Genomic DNA, 16320 nt, shown 5'->3' on the forward strand with positions numbered 1-16320 from the left:
CTCCCTTCTCAGCCGAGGTCGGTCCGGCCGGCCCGGGTGAGCCGGTACTGGAGGACGGTGATAGCGCTCAGCACGACCAGCAGGGCCACGGACATGGCCGAGGCGTAGCCGAACTGGAAGCGGCCGAACGCCGAGCCGTAGATGTAGTACTGCAGCACGTTGGTCGCGTTCGCCGGGCCGCCCGCGGTGGTCACGGCGACGGTGTCGAAGACCTGGAACGACCCGATCACCGTCATGATCAGCACAACCGCGAGCACCGGCCGCAGCAGCGGCATGGTGATCCGCCAGAACATCCGCCACTCGCTCGCACCGTCCACCCGGGCCGCCTCGTACATGTCGTTCGGGATGGCCTGCAGACCGGCGAACAGCAGCAGGGCGGTGTACCCCACGTGCCGCCACACGTTGATGAGCGCGATCGTCGGGATCGCCCAGGTCTCGTCGGCCAGGAACGGGATGCGGTCCATGCCGAGGCCGCTGATGATCTCGTTGCCGATGCCGAGCTGGGTGTCGAGGATCCACAGCCAGACCAGACCGGCGACGACGTTCGACATCAGATACGGCGTCAGCACGATCCCGCGCAGCATCGCCGACTGGGTCAGTCGCTGGAGCAGGACGGCGATGGCGAGCGCCGCGACCGTCTGGACGCCGATGTTGATGAAGACGTATTCGACGGTGACCCACAGGGAGTCCCAGAAGATGGGGTCGTTGACCATGCGGACGTAGTTGTCCAGGCCGACCCACTCCGCCGGTGTCAGCAGGTTGAAGCGGGTGAAGCTCAGGTAGACACCCCGGAGCGTCGGCCAGAGCAGGAAGACCAGGAAACCGAGCAGGGCCGGCGCGATGAAGAGCGCGGCCAGCCGGCCGTCCCCCCGGTCCTCGCCGGACACCCCCTGTCGTGTCCCGGTCCTGCTGCGGGCCTCCGCCGCGCCGCCCGTGGGCAGACGTGAAGGAGGGCTGCTGGAGGCGATGGTCATCGGGAGACTCCCTCGCTGCGGCGGCTCGTCCTCTGGCGGGACTTACTTTTGGTGCGAAACAATTGCTGCGTCAAGAGGCAGGCAAACATCTTTTCCCGCGAACCTTCATCGGCCTAGAGTGGTCATGTTGGTTTCAGTGCGAAAAAAATGGGTGAGGGGAGTCGGACCGCCATGACCGACGGCACCGCCGGCTGGCTGCCGCTGAGCGCGGGCGAGCGCTCCGTGGCGATCGAAGTGCTCGTTCACGGCCCGCTGTCGCGCACGGAGCTCGCCCGCAGGCTGGGCCTGTCGGCCGGCAGCCTCACCCGGCTGACCAAGCCCCTGATCGAGTCGGGCCTGCTGGTCGAGGTGCCCGAGGCGGGAGCGCCCGCGGAGACGCGCCAGGGCCGCCCCTCCCAGCCGCTGGACGTCGTCGCCGACTCCGGCTTCTTCCTCGGCTTCAAGATCACCGAGGACACGGTCTACGGCGTCGTCACCACGCTGCGCAGCCATATCGTCGCCCGCCACGACCGCCCGCTCACCACCCACGACCCCGCCGAAGTCGCCGACGTGCTGGCCGAGATGACCGCCGAACTGGCCAAGGGCCACCCCCGCCTCGCCGGGATCGGCATCGGGGTCGGCGGGTTCGTCCAGGACCGCGCCGTGGTCGGCGAGTCCCCCTTCCTGCTGTGGCGGGACGTTCCCCTGGCCGACCTGGTCGAGGAGCGCACCGGGCTGCCGGTCGTCGTCGAGAACGACGTCGCCGCCCTGGTGGAGGCCGAGACGTGGTTCGGCGCCGGACGGGGCCTGGACCGCTTCGTCGTCCTCACCATCGGCGCCGGTCTCGGCTACGGGCTCGTCCTGGGCGGCAAGCGGGTGCCCTTCGCGGAGGAGGACCGCGGTTTCGGCAGGCACTGGATCGTCGACTCCAGCGGGCCGCTCACCCCGGACGGCAGGCGCGGCAGCGCCGTCTCGCTGCTGACGATCCCCAGCATCCGCTACCAGATCCGGGCCGCCACCGGCACCGACCGCGGCTACGAGGAGATCCTCGCCCTGGCCGCCGCCGGGGACCCGATGCCCGCCCGGGTCGTCGACGAGGCCGCGCGTGCCCTGGGGACGCTCGTCGCGCAGATCTCCAACTTCGTGATGCCGCAGAAGATCCTGCTCGCGGGGGAGGGGGTCGGGCTGATGGACGTGGCCGGGAAGACGGTCGAGGAGACGGTCCGTGACCTGCGGCACCCGCTGGCCGCCCCGGTCGGCCTGGAGACGAAGGTGTCCGACTTCCACGACTGGGCCCGTGGCGCGGCCGTGTTGGCCATCAAGGTGCTGGTGCTGGGGTCGGCCGAAGCGTGAACGACGGCGAACGTCCGGGCGGCGAAAGGTACTCGCAGGTGGCTGATGTGAACAGCCTCACGTTTACCGGGAGATGGACGTGATCAGCAACACTGTCCGAAATGACCGTTTAGGTCGTCATTACTCACATCGCCTTCACGTGCGGCGACGTATGCTTCACAGCATGTCCACCACTGTTGAATCATCATCCGAGCGATCGGCTGACGAGGTCAACGAGGAGATCCGCGCGCTGTGGCGCCGGTCGGGCGGGACACTGAGCGTCGAGCAGCGAGAGGTATACCAGCGGCTCGTCCTGGAGTGGGCCGCCGCGGCCCCGCAGTCGGTGCCCGCGGCCTGACCTTCGTCCCAACCCGCTGAGGCATCGGGCCCTCGTTGCCGATGCGTCGCACCCTCGTCGAAGGGCACCCCTGATCCCATGGGTGCCCTTCTCGCACCTTCCTCGGCCGTCGTCCCCCAAGCTCTCGGCTTCGCTCGAGCAGGGAGGTGCCCCCACCACCGGCGCTCTGCCGTCCCGGGGTGGGGCTGCCGGGGCGGGCATCGTGACCGTGCTCCTCACTTTGGGCTGACGGACACGCCCCGCCGGAGCGGTCCGGCCGCGGCATCATCCCCAAGTGGCCGAGTAGTACTGCCGATACGCCTTGCGGTCCTGCTCCGCGCGGATCCACCGGGTCGCCACCAGGGCGACGAGGCTGCCCCCGATGACGAGCATGCCGGGTCCGACGTTGCGCGGATCGGTGAGTCGGCTCAGCAGCGTCGACACGTCCGTGCCCGTGATGGGCGCCGACGAACCCGGCGAGGCCGCGCCCTGCGACGCCGACGGCGCGGGAGCGGCACCCGTGCCACCGGACGACTTCGCCACGATCAGCTTGACCCCGAGCTCCGTCAGCGCCTTCGTCACCGGCTGGAAGAACGTCGTACCACCCGCCGTGCAGTCCCCGCTGCCGCCCGACGTCACTCCGAGCGCGACGCCGTCGGCGAACATCGGGCCGCCGCTGTCGCCCGGTTCGGCGCACACGTTCGTCTCGATGAGACCGGTGACCGTGCCCTCGGGGTAGTTGACCGTCGCGTTGAGCGCGGTCACCTCGCCCTCGCGCAGCCCGCTGGTGCTGCCGCTGCGGAAGATCTTCTGCCCGACCTCCGCGTCGGCGACGCCGGTGATCCGCACGCCCTTGCCGTCGCCGACCGCGACCACGTCAGCGCCCTTGCCCGCACGGCCGCCGTCGTACTTCACCAGGGAGTAGTCGTCGCCGGGAAAGCTCCCCTTGAGCGACGTGCCGACCTGCTCCCGGCCGCGGTCGTCGGCGAACCAGACGGAACCGTCGGGCCCGCAGTGCCCGGCCGTGAGGATGAAGTCGCTCTTCCCGTCGGTCACGTTGAACCCCGCCGAACAGCGCCCGGCGGTCGACAGGATGGGCTGCGCGCCGTTGACCCGCGTCGTGAACGTGCCCTCGGAGCGCTCCATGCGCACGAAGGAGCCGATGCCCTCGGCGACCTTCGTCATCCGGGACCAGTCGGAGGAGGAGACGGTGCTGTCACCCCGCACCACCACCTGGTTGCTCTTGTAGTCCATGGCCCACGAGGTTCCGGAGACCCGGGGCGCCGAACGCAGCGTCGCCGCCGCGGACTTGAGGTCGCTCATGCTGTGCTCGACCATCCTGGCCTGCGCGCCGGCCCGCTTCACCTCGGCCGCCGCCCTGTCGTCGGTGACCGCGACGACCGGCCGCCCGGCCTTGTCGACCCAGCTGCCGGCGGTGCGGGAGTTCCCCAGCCGGGACACGAGGTCGGTGCCCTCACCGGTCGCCGGCGGCGCGGTGAACGGGACGCCGATGGACGGGGCCGGGGGCTCGCTCGCCACGGCGTTGGTGACCATCGCTCCTCCGAGGAGGAGTCCGCCGACGGCCGCCAGCCGTGTCACTCGCCGGACGACCCGTCGTCGTGCGTGCCTCATGCATGGCTCCCGAACCCGAACATCACGATGCGAACACCGCGGGGCCCTCCTTGAGTTGAGTGCCCTTCATCCATACGGAGCGGAGCCGTGCCGCGTTCAGCGCACCGGTGATCTCTTCGGTCTCACCCCGCGACCGGGGCCGCGAGCAGGGCCCCGCTGCGCGCGTCACCCCACACCGAGTCGGGATCGACGTAGGGCCGCAGCAGGGCGGTGAGCGCCGGGTCACCGCGGCCGTTCAGCTCGTCGGAGGCGATCTTGCGGGCGATCCCGGCGAGGAAGTCCGCCACCTGCACCCGCGCGTCGTCCCGCGCGACGACGAGCCGCACCCCTACCAGCTGGACCCCGGCCCGCCGGGCCGTCCCCTCGATCCACGCGATGCGGTCCGGCGTCAGCATGTTCTGCCGGTCGTGCACGAGATGGACCGGCCGCCCGTCACGGCCCCAGAGCGCCGCCGTCCGCACGATCGCCGGAAGCAGCGGGTTGAGCAACGGGATCAGCGGCGGCCCGGCCAGGAACCCCTCCCGGTAGGAGACCGCGCGGGGCCGGGTCCCGGCGAGCCGCTCCAGGATCCCGGCCGCGTCCGTCCGGGAGTGCGTCCGGCGCAGGGCGCCGACCGTGCCGTAGAAGGCGTCCACCGGGTCGCCTTCGTGGCGGACCCGCAGCAGCTGGTTGGCCGCCTCCAGGAACGCCCGCCAGCCGTCGTCCCCGAAGGCGGGGCGCCCCGCGCGGAACAGGACGGCCGCCTCCGCCGTGTCGTCCAGCAGCAGACCGAGGGTCCGCTCCACCACGAAGAACGTCTTCTCCATGAGGTGCACCCGGGCCCGCCCGTGGATCGGCCCCCGCGGCGCGAGCAGCCACTCCAGCACCGCGCGGTGCTTCTCCCGCAGCAGGTGGTTCGCCTTGTACTCCTCGGCGGGCGACCGGATCCGGTCCCGGATCTCCCGTACCGTCGCCGCGGCCGCCGCCTCCGACAGCGACACACCGGCGTGCGCGAACACGTCCGTGTTCCCGCCGGTGAGGTTCTCGCCGTCCGACCCCGACTCGTCGCAGGCGATCTCCAGGAACGCGCCCGCCGCCCCGCCCCGCTCCCCGTCCACAAGATTCCCGGTCACCGCACAGCCCCCTATCGTGTGCCCATGACCAGGATCCCGCACGAGACGTCCGGTGAACCGAATCCCCTGCAAGCCCTCACCCTCGGCCGGCTCCGGCAGCGCACCAGCATGAAGTGGCGCACCTACCCGGAGGACGTGCTGCCGCTGTGGGTGGCCGAGATGGACGTGCCGCTCGCCGATCCCGTCGTGCGCGCCGTCACCGACGCACTCCACCTCGGCGACACCGGTTACCCGGCCGGCACCGCCTACGCGGAGGCCCTGGCCGCCTTCGCCGGGAAGCGGTGGGGATGGAGCGGACTCGCGGTGGAACGCACCGCGATCGTGCCCGACGTCATGCTGGGCGTCGTCGAGATGATCAAGCTGGTCACCGGCCCCGGCGACACGGTGGTCGTGAACGCGCCCGTGTACCCGCCGTTCCACATGTTCCTCGAGCACATGGACCGGCGGGTGGCCGAGGCTCCGCTCGGGGCGGACGGCCGCCTCGACCTCGCTGTCCTGGAGGAGACCTTCCGGCAGGCCGTGGCCGACGGGCGGCGGGCCGCCCACCTGCTGTGCAGCCCCCACAACCCGACCGGGACCGTGCACACAGCCGAGGAGCTGTCCGCCGTCGCCGGGCTCGCCGAGCGGTACGGCGTGCGCGTCGTCGCCGACGAGATCCACGCCCCGCTCGTGCTCGGAGGTGCCGGTTTCGTGCCGTATCTGAGCGTGCCGGGCGCCGAGCGCGGCCTGTCGCTGATGTCGGCCTCGAAGGGCTGGAACCTGCCCGGGCTCAAGGCCGCCCTCGCGATCGCCGGGCCGGGGGCCGCCGCCGACCTGGAGCGGATGCCCGAGGAGGTGGGGCACGGTGCGAGCCATGTCGCGGTCATCGCCCACACCGCCGCCCTGCGCGACGGCGTCACCTGGCTGGACGCCCTCCTGGCCGGTCTTGACGGCAACCGGCGGCTGCTCGCGGACCTGCTGGCCGAGCATCTGCCCGCGATCCGCTACCGGCCGGGCGACGCCACCTACCTGGCCTGGCTCGACTGCCGCGCCCTCGATCTCGGTGACGACCCGGCCGAGGTCTTCCTGCGTCGCGGCCGGGTCGCCCTCAGCTCCGGCCTTCCGTTCGGCACCGGAGGTGACGGCCACGTCCGCCTCAACCTGGGGACCTCACAGGAGGTGCTCACGGAGGGCGTACGGAGAATGGCGGCGGCGCTGCGTTGAGCCCGCGGGCACGCTCGTAGACTTCCCGCCATGGACGACAGGACGCTGGACGAACTCGGCGCGGGCACATACCTGCTGGTCACCAGCTACCGCAAGAACGGCACGCCGGTAGCCACTCCCGTCTGGGTGGTGCGCGACGGGGACGCGCTCGGCGTGTGGACGCCCGCCGACTCCTGGAAGGTGAAGCGGATCCGCAACCGCGCCGATGTGCTGATCGGCCCCTGCGACCTGCGCGGCAACCCCACCGGCGGCCAGGTGCCCGCGACGGCGGAGATCTGCGACGCGGCCACCACCGCCCGCTACCGGCAGCTGATCGGCCGCAAGTACGGCCTGACGGGCCGGCTGACCCTGCTCGGCAGCCGGCTGCGCCGGGGCGTGGACGGCACGGTGGGCATCCGCATCACCCCCTGAGCCTCGGCAAGCGCTTTCAGCCGTGGGGGAGTGGGGACCCCGTCCACGGGAAAGGGCACCTGCCATGAGCCGAACTCCCGTCCTGCGCGCAGCCGTCGTCGGCACCGGCCACCGGGCCCAGCTGTTCACCCGCGGCCTCGCCGAACGCCCCGGCCATGTCGTGGCCGCGCTGTGCGACCCCAGTCCGACCCGGATGGCCTTCCACAACCGGCTGCTGGCCGAGACCGGCGCACCGGCCGCCACCCCGTGGGAGCCCGACCGCTTCACCGACCTGCTCGCCGCGGAGGGCATCGACGAGGTCGTCGTCACCACCGTCGACGCCGAGCACGACCGCTACATCGTCCCCGCGCTGAAGGCGGGCTGCCGGGTGGTCACCGAGAAGCCGATGACCGTGGACGCCGGGCGCTGCGCCCGCATCCTCGACACCGTCCGCGAGACCGGCAACTCCCTGACCGTCGCCTTCAACTACCGCTTCAACCCCGTGCACGAGAAGGTCCGGGCCCTGCTCGCCGACGGTGCGATCGGCGAGGTGCTGTCGGTCCACTTCGAGTGGCTGCTCGACGTACGGCACGGCGCCGACTACTTCCGCCGCTGGCACCGCGAGAAGCGGCACAGCGGCGGCCTGATGGTGCACAAGTCCTCGCACCACTTCGACCTGGTGAACTGGTGGCTCGCCGACGAGCCCCGGGAGGCCTTCGGCTTCGGGCGGCTCGGCTTCTACGGCCGTGAGGCGGGGGAGCGGCACGGACTGCGCCGGGACTACGACCGCGCCCACGGCGCCGAACGGGCGGCCGACGACCCCTTCGCCCTGGACCTCGCGTCCGACGCCACCCTGCGCGCCCTCTACCTGGACGCCGAACGCGACGACGGCTACCTGCGCGACCGCAACGTCTTCGACGGGCCGGTCACCATTGAGGACGACATGTCCGTCCTGGTGCGCTATGCGCGCGGCGCGACGATGACGTACCACCTGACCGCCTACTCCCCCTGGGAGGGCTATCGGGTGATGTTCAACGGCAGCGCGGGCCGGTTGGAACTTGAGGTCGAGGAGAGCCGCTGGCAGCCGCCGCTGAGCCGGATCACCTCGTCGGTGGGCGCGGTGCACGGCGACACGGCGGCCGAGCACGCGGGCGGCGCCCGCCTCACCCTGCGCCCGCTGTGGCAGCCCCCGGTGGACGTGCCGCTCGCGGTCGCCCACGAGGCCCACGGCGGCGGCGATCCGCGCATGCTCGACGCGCTGTTCGGTCCCGTCGGCCCCACCGCCCCGGCGGACACCGGTGCCGCGACCCATCCCACGGCCACCGAACGCGACGGGGCGCTCGCCCTCGCGGTGGGCCTCGCGGCGAACCGGAGCTTCGAGACCGGACGTCCCGTGCGCACCGAGGAGCTGATCGCGGGCTGAGGGCGCGTCAGCGCCAGGCCCGGTACGGCTCGTCCAGCAGTTGGAAGACCGGCTCCCCCCGTACCGGGTCCTTGGCCGTGGACAGCCGCACCCGGTCCCCGCTGTGGATGCCGATCGGCGGGCCCATCACCCGGCCGCGCACCACGAACCCCTCGGACATCTCTATCTGCGACACGTTGCGCGCCGCGGGGGTGTTGCGGTGCACGACGGTGGAGTGGCGCACCGTACCCGTGCCCTCGGCGCGCTCCGTGCGCAGTTCGCTGCCCCGGCAGACCGGACACAGCAACCGGTGGTACATGGCGGTGCCGCACCAGGTGCAGCGCTGGAAGAGGATGGCCTCCGAGTTCTGGCCCCTCGGGTCCAGCAGACCCGTCGCGGAGCCGGCGGCCTGCTGAGTGACGCTTCCTGAGTGGTACACGCTGGTCAACTCCCTGCACTCGGCCGGAATCCGCGCACGCGATCACCCGCGCACACGTGTGCGCGGTTCGCCGTGCCACCGTGCACGCAGCACAGAGTATGGCACTCAGTGCCACTCGTAAAGGCACTCCGTACCCTCGATGTGCGGAGCCCTCAGCCCCGGCCCAGCGTCGTCTCGATCTCCTGCACGACCCGCCACAGCGGTGCCCCACGCCGCGACACGACGACCACCACGTCCTCCGGCTGCTCCACGGCGGGCGGCAGCGGCACCCCGCCGAACGCCGACTGCACGTAGTCCAGCGCGTGGCCCACCGCCGCGCTCGCCTCGCCCTGCCCGTCCGAACGCAGCCAGCAACGCAGCGCGTTGTTGTGCGCCGCGACCACCGCCGCCGCGATCACGTCGGCCTGCAGCGTGCCGTCCCGGCGGGCGGCGAAACGCCGGCGCAGGTACTCCGCGAGGGCCCGCTCGTAGCGCCACACCACCGACAGCTCGTAGGCCCGCAGCCCCGGCACCTGCTTGGTGAGGCGGTAGCGCTGCACCGAGAACGCCGGGTTCTCGGCGTACATGCGCAGCACGAGGCGGGCCGCGTCGCAGACCCGCCGCACGGGTTCGTCGTCGTCGGAGCTGTCCGCCAGGAACGCCGTCATGTCGGCGAGACACCGCTCGTGGTCCGGGAAGACCACGTCCTCCTTGGAGGGGAAGTAGCGGAAGAACGAGCGCCGTCCGACACCGGCGAGCGCCACGATGTCATCGACGGTGGTCTGCTCGTACCCCCGCTCCGGGAACAGCTGGAAGGCCGCGGCCACCAGGGCGTCCCGGATGGGCGGCTTCCCGGTGCCGGCCTCGGCCTTCTCGGAGCTCATGAGCGCGAACGTAGCACCCGTGGGACCACTGATGGCACTCAGTGCACTCGCCGGGAGGTACTGACTGCTCTGCCCGCCCGGCCGACCGGGCTCTGAACCCCGGACGCGCCCGCCGCGTATCTAGCGGCAGGACGATCCTCGAAGGACGGGCACCCCGGGCCCGGACGAAGGAGAGCAGCGTGTCGACACCGTCCGAGCCCCGGCCGCCGCACGACGGCCCGGCCCTCGAACCCATCCGCGTCCTGCGGCCCCGCCGCACCGACGCGCTCGCGGAACTGATGCGGGAGTTCCAGCAGGAGACCGGCCGCGACCCAGGCCGGCAGGAGACCGGCCGCGACCCAGGCCGGCAGGAGACCGGCGGCGACTCCGGCCGCCAGGAGACCGGCGGCGGCCCGGGCCGGCAGGAGACCGACCGTGCATCCGGCGGCCACGCGTCCGGCCGCGGCCTCGGCGGCTGCGAGTCCGGCCGCGGCCCCGGCGGCTACGAGTCCGCCGCGCTGCCGGGGCCGCCGGCCGGCTCCGAGGCCCTGACGCAGGAGCTCCCGCCCGTAGCCCGCGAGACCCGCCGGCCCACCCGCGCCGTCCCCCCGGGGGCCGGGCTGCGCCGCGCCGCCGTCGCGGTTGCCGTCCTGGCCGCCGCGGTGATCGGCTTCGGCGGTGCGCTCCTGCTGCGCGGCGAGCACAAGGACGACAGTGCCGCGCCCGCGCCCGGCCCGTCCCGGGCCGCCCCCTCGACCCCCGACCCCACACCCACCCCGCCCGGCCCGGCCGCCCCCGCACCCGCGGACCCCGACGGCGCCGGCACGCTGCGCGAGGGGGCCACCGGCCCTGAGGTGACCGAGCTCCAGCAACGTCTCCTGGACGTTCCTGACGTCTACCGGGACGGCTCCACGAGCGGCAGCTACGACCCCACCCTCACGGCCGCGGTCGCCCGCTTCCAGCTCTGGTACGGCATCCGCGGCGACGAGACCGGCGTCTACGGCAACGACACCCGGGCCGCCCTGGAGTCCCGGACAGCGGCGGGCACGAGCTGATGTGTGACCATGGCCGGCATGGACGAGTTCATCGACCGGCTGAACCCCGAGATGTACGTGGTCACGGCCGTCGCGGGCGGTGAACGGGCGGGTTGTCTGGTCGGGTTCGCCTCGCAGTGCTCGCTGCGGCCCGTGCGGTTCGTCGTGTGGCTGTCCGAGCTCAACCACACCTTCCGGGTGGCGCGCGACGCGGACGTCCTCGCCGTGCACCTGCTCGGCCGCGAACAGCGCGCCCTCGCCGAGCTGTTCGGGGGGCGGACCGGCGACCGGACCGACAAGTTCCAGGACGTCCGGCTACGGGAGGCGTACGGCGGGGCCCTCGTCCTGGAGGAGGCGCCGGCCTGGTTCGTCGGCCGGATCGTGGCGCGCGCCGGCGGGGGCGACCACATCGGTTTCGTCCTCGACCCGGTCGAGTGGGGCGGACACGGGGCGCACGACGGGCCGTTGCTGCGCATGTCCGACGCCGTCACCATCCACCCGGGCCACCCGGTCGACTGACGTCCCACCCTCTCCGTCGAACGCCGGGCAACGGCTGGGAAAAGCGGCGGAACGGCGGGGCCGATCGGCGTCACCCTGGGCGTGGGCGACGCACGAGGCGCCCGAACCGCCACGAACCGAAGGCCACGCCCATGAACGGCTCCCGCATCCCCGGCCTGGTGCTGCCCACCCTGTTCCTGCTCGCCTCGCTCGTGGGGCTGTGGTGGTACTGGCGTCACCGCGGTGACACGTGAGCCGGTGCCCCCTACCGGTCCCGAACCCCGGGAACCCGGACGTCGACCACGCACACGTCGTCCCGCCGCACGTCCGGCAGCATCCGCGCGAGCAACGGCCCCAGCGACCCCGGCCCGTCGCCGTGCGGGGCCGCCACCGCCTCGGCGAGCTGCTCCAGCCCCCGGTCGATGCTGTCCGGGGGGTGCTCCACCAGGCCGTCGGTGTAGAGGATGAGCCGGTCGCCCGGGTCCAGACGGCACTCCGCCTCCTGGTAGACCGGCGTGGTGGACGCCCCGAGCAGCATGCCGCCGGGGCGGCGCAGGTACCGCGCCTCGCCGTCGCGCAGCAGCAGCGGCGGGGGATGCCCCGCCTGGGCCCAGACCAGGCGCCGGCGGCGGGGGTTGTAGCGGGCCAGCACCATCGTGGCGGTCGCGTGGGAGTCGCGCGAGTGCAGCAGCAGCGTGTTCAGCCGGGCGAGCGCCCCGGTCAGCGACGAGCCCGTGATGACCATGCCCTTCGCGGTGAACCGGAGCTGGGCCATGGTGGCCACCGCGTCGACCCCGTGCCCTGCGACGTCGCCGACCACCAGCAGCGCGTCCCCGTCGGGCAGTTCGATGGCACTGAACCAGTCACCGCCGACGTGCACACCCGACTGGGCCGGCAGATAGGCGACCTCGACGCGCAGCCCGGCCAGGTGCACCGGCCGGTTGGCCAGCGGCAGCAGCGCGTGCTGGAGCCGGGTGGCCAGGGTCCGCTCGGCCTGGAGCACGTCGTGCTGCGTCAGGATCGCCCGCTCGCTCTCGATCAGGGCCAGCTCCGCGCGCCGCCGGGCGGTCATGTCCTGCACGAAGCCGTGCACCTCGACGGGCGTACCGTGCCGGTCGGCCACCGCCTCGGCCGCCAGCCGCAGGTGCCGGATGCCGCCGCTGGTCCGGATCCGGAACGGCACGTCGAACGGCCGCCCGCCGTGGACGAGTTCGTCGACGGCGCGCGTCAGCGCGGGAGCGTCCTCGGGGAGCGCGAGCTCCGGGACCTCGGGCAGGCGCACCGGGCCGTGCGCCGGGTCCCGGCCGACCAGGGAGAACACCTGGGTCGACCAGGATGCCTCCTGCGTGGCCAGGTTCCAGTTCGCCCAGCCGAGACTGCCCAGCCGCTGCAGGTCCGCCAGCCGCTGCTCCTGCCGGTCGGAGGAGCCGTGCCGGATCCACGAGACGACGAGGGCGTCGCCCAGCGGCGCGACCCGAGCCGTGTAGAGGGACAGCTCGGCGACGCCCGCCACGACCTCCTCGTGCGCGAACGGTTCGCCCTCGTACGTCGTGCCGGTGGCCAGCGACCGCAGACAGCCTTGCCACAGCGGTTCGACGGCCAGGGCCGGGCGCAGCTCCAGCAGTCGCCGCCCGGCCGGTTCCTCACCGGTCCGGCCCAGCAGGTCGCCCACCTGGGCGGTCGCGGCCTCCACCCGGAAGTCCTCGGCCTCGCCCGTCGCGGCCCGCAACGGTGTGAGCAGCATCGCCGCGATCGGCAGGGCCTCGAACAGTGCCTGCACCGCGTCCGTGGCGGCGTCGACGTGCCGCTCGGGCGGGGCGTCGAAGGCGCGCAGCCGGCCGGCGCACAGCCCGGTGACGCCCCGCAGGTGGGCGCGGTCGCGCGGGGTGAACTCCCCGGCGCGGCCACGCAGTACACCGATGCAGACCTCGGCCGAGCCCCCTGCGAGGACGGGCAGCCAGGCACGCGAGCGCCACCGGTCGGGAGGATCCCCGATGAGCAGGTACTGACGCTCGTCCGCGGCGAAGTCCTCCAGCCAGCGCGGCTCGCCCGACCGCAGCGCGTCCAGCGCCGCCACCCCGCTCAGTGGCGGTACCTGGCACCACTGGGTCGCCAGCTTGTCGTCGATGCCCGCGTGCCCGATCAGTTCGAGGCCGCCGTCGGGCCTGCGGGCGTAGATCAGGACCGCGTCCGCCGACATGTCGGGGCCCAGGTGCTCCAGCAGGCACCGGGCGAGGTCGTGCGGTGTCATCACCCGAACGAGGGCCTGTCCGAGGCGGCCCAAGGCGGCGGTGACGTCGTCCGGCGTGGCCGACTGCTCCAGGGCCGCCACCCCGGAGCCGGGTGCGTCGACGCCGGGGACCCCACCGATCCTGCCGGGTCCGGGCGGCGCGGGCGCGAGGGCGCCCAGGGTGATCCAGCACTCCTCCAGCAGGGTGCGACGTGCGGCTTTGGCCTGCTGGAGCAGCTGCTCGCCGGCCGCGTCGGCGGTACACCCGCGCAGCGCCATCACCGCGCCCTTGGCCCGTTCCACGACAGCCGAGGTGGCCGCCTGGTCGCGCAGCCGGTCCATCTCGGCGCGTTGCCGGGCGACGATCTTGGCCAGTTCGACCAGGTCCGGTGCGGCACCGGGCTGCGCCGGCGTCACGGGCTCGCTCGTCACGCGTTGAGCATTGCACACCTGGCCCGATTCGAAGAACGCCTTGTGCGCACGGACCGATCACCCGCCCCGGGCGCCTCACCGGCCACACGGCCACACCGGCCTCGTGGGGACGGTTCAGCCGCCGTCGCGCGGATACAGCCACAGCCGCAGCAGCCGGCTCAGCCGCGGCATCACCAGATAGGTCAGCACCGGCAGCAGGACCAGCGGGAAGACGGCGGCCCGCAGGGGCAGCGGCCAGCCGGTGGTGTGGGGCGTCACCAGCCACTGGATGAGCAGGGTGAAGGGGTAGGCGCCGAGGAAGGTCGTGAGGACCATCTTCCACCGGGGCGGGGCCTGCACGGTGGTGCCGGGCAGGCTGAACCAGGTCTCCATGCCGGTCGTCGACTGGCGTTCACTGCTGACCTCGGTGGCGATGTCCTCGATCCGCCGGTGCCAGTGCGCCCGCTCCTCGGACTCCAGCCACGCGGCGAGCCGGTGCCGGTCGGACCAGCGCAGCACGGCGTGGTAGCGGTGGCCGTCCTCGGGCGTCAGCCAGGAGACGCCCTCGTTGCCGGGGAACTGCCGGGCGCAGCGGGTGATGCCGTGCGTCCACTCCTCGAACCGCTCCTCGCGGCCGGGGCGCACCTGCCAGGTCAGGACCGTGGTCACGGGCTCGTCGCGCCGGGATTCGGTGGTGCTCATTCCTCCACGTGTGCCACGCGCGGCGCGAGTCATACCCGCCGGGTCACGGCTGTCGGTTCGCCTCGACCAGGGCCTGGGTGACCGCCCGGACGCTGCGGGCGATGTGCTGGAGCTGCATGACCTCGGCCGCGTACAGCTTGATCGAGTGCTCGATGACTCCCTCGTGCAGGCCGAGTCCGGGCAGGTCGGCGCGGGCGGTCTGCAGGGCGGTGCGGGCGACCCGGATCTCGTTCTGGACCTGGATCTGGGCGTGCCGGGCGAGCAGGACGGGGTGGCGGATGAACACGGGGTATCCGGCGTAGCGCGTGGGCACCAGCTCGCGCAGCCACTTGGCCGCCGAGCGTTCCCAGTCGTAGCTCCCGGGGGTCTTGACCTGGCAGGGCCAGTCCGGGCTGATGCGCGTAGTCGTCAGGGGCATGATCATCGCTTCCGGGTGTGCGGCGTCGCGTGGGTGGACGACGGGTCGGGGCGGCCCCGGCCTAGGGGATGGCCGGGGCCGCCACGAACACCCGGGACCCGGAGTGGGTAGGACCCGGCTCCACGGGTGCGGAACGGATCCGGAAACCACCGGGTCGCGATCCGTGAGCAGTATTTATATATGCCATCTGGTTTGCAAGGAGCATGAAAACATTCATGCGCGCTTTGTTGCGGATGATCCCCATGTGAGGTCCCCGCGCGAGGTCCGCACGTGGGGTCCGCGCACGTGGGCGCCCCTCGCGTGCGGTCCGGATGTGCCGCTCAGTCCCTGAGGAAGAACTGGTGCTGGTCGGCGACCTGCTCGTACTCCTCCAGCCGCGCCTGCGTCCGCTCCGGATCCGCGTCCGTCATGGCCTGCAGCAGCGCCGAGCACATCACGCCCGGGGCCGCGTAGGAGTCGAAGACCAGGCGCGACCCGGTCCCGAGGGCGAAGACGACGTCGGCCTCGTCCGCGAGCGGCCCGAGCGCCAGGTCGGTGATCAGGGCGACCTTGAGCCCGGCGCCCCGCGCCACCCGCACGGCCGTCAGGGTCTCCTGGGCGTGCCGGGGCATGGAGAACGCCAGCACCCATGTACCTCCCGCCTCACGCGACTGCAGCAGCGCGTCGTAGGCGACGCTGCCGCCCCGGGTCACCAGCCGTACGTCCGGATGGATCCGGCGGGCGGCGTAGGCGAAGTACTCGGCGAGTGAGACGGAGATGCGCAGCCCGAGGACCGTCAGTGGGGCGGACGAGGAGAACTCGCGGCCGACGTCGATGACCACGTTCGGGTCGGCCAGGTCCCGCCGCAGGTTCTCCAGGTTCTCGATCTCGGCGTCGACCGCCGCCTGCAGTTCGTTGCCGTGCGTCTCCTCGGCCGGGCCGACGGCGAGGGTGCCCAGCGCGATCGACTGGAGCTTCTCCCGCAGCGCCGGGTAACCGCTGAAGCCCACCGCCGAGGCGAACCGCGTCACCGACGGCTGGCTCACCCCGACCCGGTCCGCGAGATCCGTGATCGACAAGAACGCCGCCTCGGTGATGTGCTCGATCAGGTATTGCGCGATGCGCCGCTGCCCCGGGGACAGCCGGGGCCGGTCGAAGAGCGACCTGAGCTGGGCGGACGGGGAGACCTCCGCTTCGGGTGCGGCCTTCCCCGAGGTGATCGCGGATGCCTGTGCGCGTGCCTGCTGCGGCGATGGCACCGGTGCGCCTCCTTCGTCTCCCACGGACGTTCAACATAGCTCACGCACCGTAGTGACCAGGGCTTCCTCGGGCAGCATGAGCTGCCCCGCGGGGGGATACCCGTACGCCGGGCGGGAACCCGCCGCCGCACACCACCCCGAGAGGAG

General features: G+C 72.6%; 16 protein-coding genes. 7 read left to right on the forward strand and 9 right to left on the reverse strand.

From position 1 onward, the window contains the following. Positions 1 to 8: 8 nt before the first annotated feature. Positions 9 to 974, reverse strand: a complete 966-nt coding sequence (locus QOL88_RS36655; RefSeq protein WP_097222506.1) for a carbohydrate ABC transporter permease — start codon at positions 972 to 974, stop codon at positions 9 to 11. A gap of 171 nt (positions 975 to 1145) precedes the next feature. On the opposite strand from QOL88_RS36655, the gene QOL88_RS36660 reads away from it, so the two are divergent. Next, a complete protein-coding gene (locus tag QOL88_RS36660) occupies positions 1146 to 2306 on the forward strand; it encodes an ROK family transcriptional regulator (RefSeq protein ID WP_097222507.1) in 1161 nt (386 codons plus the stop codon). A 151-nt stretch (positions 2307 to 2457) separates the two neighbouring features. Next, positions 2458 to 2643, forward strand: a complete 186-nt coding sequence (locus QOL88_RS36665) for a hypothetical protein (protein ID WP_097222508.1) — start codon at positions 2458 to 2460, stop codon at positions 2641 to 2643. A gap of 264 nt (positions 2644 to 2907) precedes the next feature. Here QOL88_RS36665 and QOL88_RS36670 read toward each other — a convergent pair whose 3' ends face one another. Next, the gene (locus QOL88_RS36670) at positions 2908 to 4254 is read right to left on the reverse strand and encodes a S1 family peptidase (protein WP_097222509.1); all 1347 of its coding nucleotides are present in this window, start codon (positions 4252 to 4254) and stop codon (positions 2908 to 2910) included. A gap of 122 nt (positions 4255 to 4376) precedes the next feature. Next, positions 4377 to 5366: a hypothetical protein gene (locus QOL88_RS36675; RefSeq protein WP_097222510.1), complete on the reverse strand. Its 990-nt coding sequence runs from the start codon at positions 5364 to 5366 to the stop codon at positions 4377 to 4379. A gap of 24 nt (positions 5367 to 5390) precedes the next feature. Here QOL88_RS36675 and QOL88_RS36680 point away from each other — a divergent pair, with 24 nt between their 5' ends. The 3 genes from QOL88_RS36680 to QOL88_RS36690 all read left to right on the forward strand — a co-directional run bounded on the left by QOL88_RS36680 (position 5391) and on the right by QOL88_RS36690 (position 8382). Then, on the forward strand, positions 5391 to 6569 hold the full coding sequence (locus QOL88_RS36680; RefSeq protein ID WP_097222511.1) for a MalY/PatB family protein: 1179 nt from the start codon (positions 5391 to 5393) through the stop codon (positions 6567 to 6569). Positions 6570 to 6599: 30 nt separating this feature from the next. Further along, positions 6600 to 6980, forward strand: a complete 381-nt coding sequence (locus QOL88_RS36685; RefSeq protein ID WP_097222512.1) for a PPOX class F420-dependent oxidoreductase — start codon at positions 6600 to 6602, stop codon at positions 6978 to 6980. Between the two features lie 64 nt (positions 6981 to 7044). Then, positions 7045 to 8382, forward strand: coding sequence for a Gfo/Idh/MocA family protein (locus tag QOL88_RS36690; RefSeq protein WP_097222513.1), 1338 nt, complete (start codon positions 7045 to 7047; stop codon positions 8380 to 8382). 7 nt (positions 8383 to 8389) lie between these two features. Here the strand turns inward: QOL88_RS36690 and QOL88_RS36695 are convergent, their stop codons facing one another. Then, entirely contained in the window at positions 8390 to 8800 is a 411-nt protein-coding gene (locus QOL88_RS36695) for a Zn-ribbon domain-containing OB-fold protein (RefSeq protein ID WP_097222514.1), read from the reverse strand. A gap of 152 nt (positions 8801 to 8952) precedes the next feature. After that, positions 8953 to 9663 carry a TetR family transcriptional regulator gene (locus tag QOL88_RS36700; RefSeq protein ID WP_097222515.1) on the reverse strand — a complete coding sequence of 237 codons (711 nt, stop codon included), beginning with the start codon at positions 9661 to 9663 and terminating at the stop codon, positions 8953 to 8955. 179 nt (positions 9664 to 9842) lie between these two features. Between QOL88_RS36700 and QOL88_RS36705 the strand changes: the two genes are divergently transcribed. Further along, positions 9843 to 10697 (forward strand): peptidoglycan-binding domain-containing protein, encoded by an 855-nt coding sequence (locus QOL88_RS36705; protein WP_257027992.1) that lies wholly within the window; start codon positions 9843 to 9845, stop codon positions 10695 to 10697. Between the two features lie 9 nt (positions 10698 to 10706). Then, entirely contained in the window at positions 10707 to 11195 is a 489-nt protein-coding gene (locus QOL88_RS36710) for a flavin reductase family protein (RefSeq protein WP_097223355.1), read from the forward strand. 244 nt (positions 11196 to 11439) lie between these two features. Here QOL88_RS36710 and QOL88_RS36715 read toward each other — a convergent pair whose 3' ends face one another. From QOL88_RS36715 to QOL88_RS36730, 4 genes are all read right to left on the reverse strand, one after another. Then, positions 11440 to 13746, reverse strand: a complete 2307-nt coding sequence (locus tag QOL88_RS36715) for a SpoIIE family protein phosphatase (RefSeq protein WP_257028106.1) — start codon at positions 13744 to 13746, stop codon at positions 11440 to 11442. Positions 13747 to 13950: 204 nt separating this feature from the next. Next, complete coding sequence (locus QOL88_RS36720; protein WP_097222517.1) at positions 13951 to 14517, reverse strand: antibiotic biosynthesis monooxygenase; 567 nt, start codon at positions 14515 to 14517, stop codon at positions 13951 to 13953. Positions 14518 to 14560: 43 nt separating this feature from the next. Continuing rightward, positions 14561 to 14941 (reverse strand): hypothetical protein, encoded by a 381-nt coding sequence (locus QOL88_RS36725; protein WP_179879058.1) that lies wholly within the window; start codon positions 14939 to 14941, stop codon positions 14561 to 14563. A gap of 314 nt (positions 14942 to 15255) precedes the next feature. After that, a complete protein-coding gene (locus tag QOL88_RS36730; RefSeq protein WP_179879059.1) occupies positions 15256 to 16173 on the reverse strand; it encodes a MurR/RpiR family transcriptional regulator in 918 nt (305 codons plus the stop codon). Positions 16174 to 16320: the final 147 nt, after the last annotated feature.

This window comes from Streptomyces sp. Ag82_O1-12 (genome assembly GCF_900182715.1).
In the GTDB taxonomy this organism is placed as follows: domain Bacteria; phylum Actinomycetota; class Actinomycetes; order Streptomycetales; family Streptomycetaceae; genus Streptomyces; species Streptomyces massasporeus.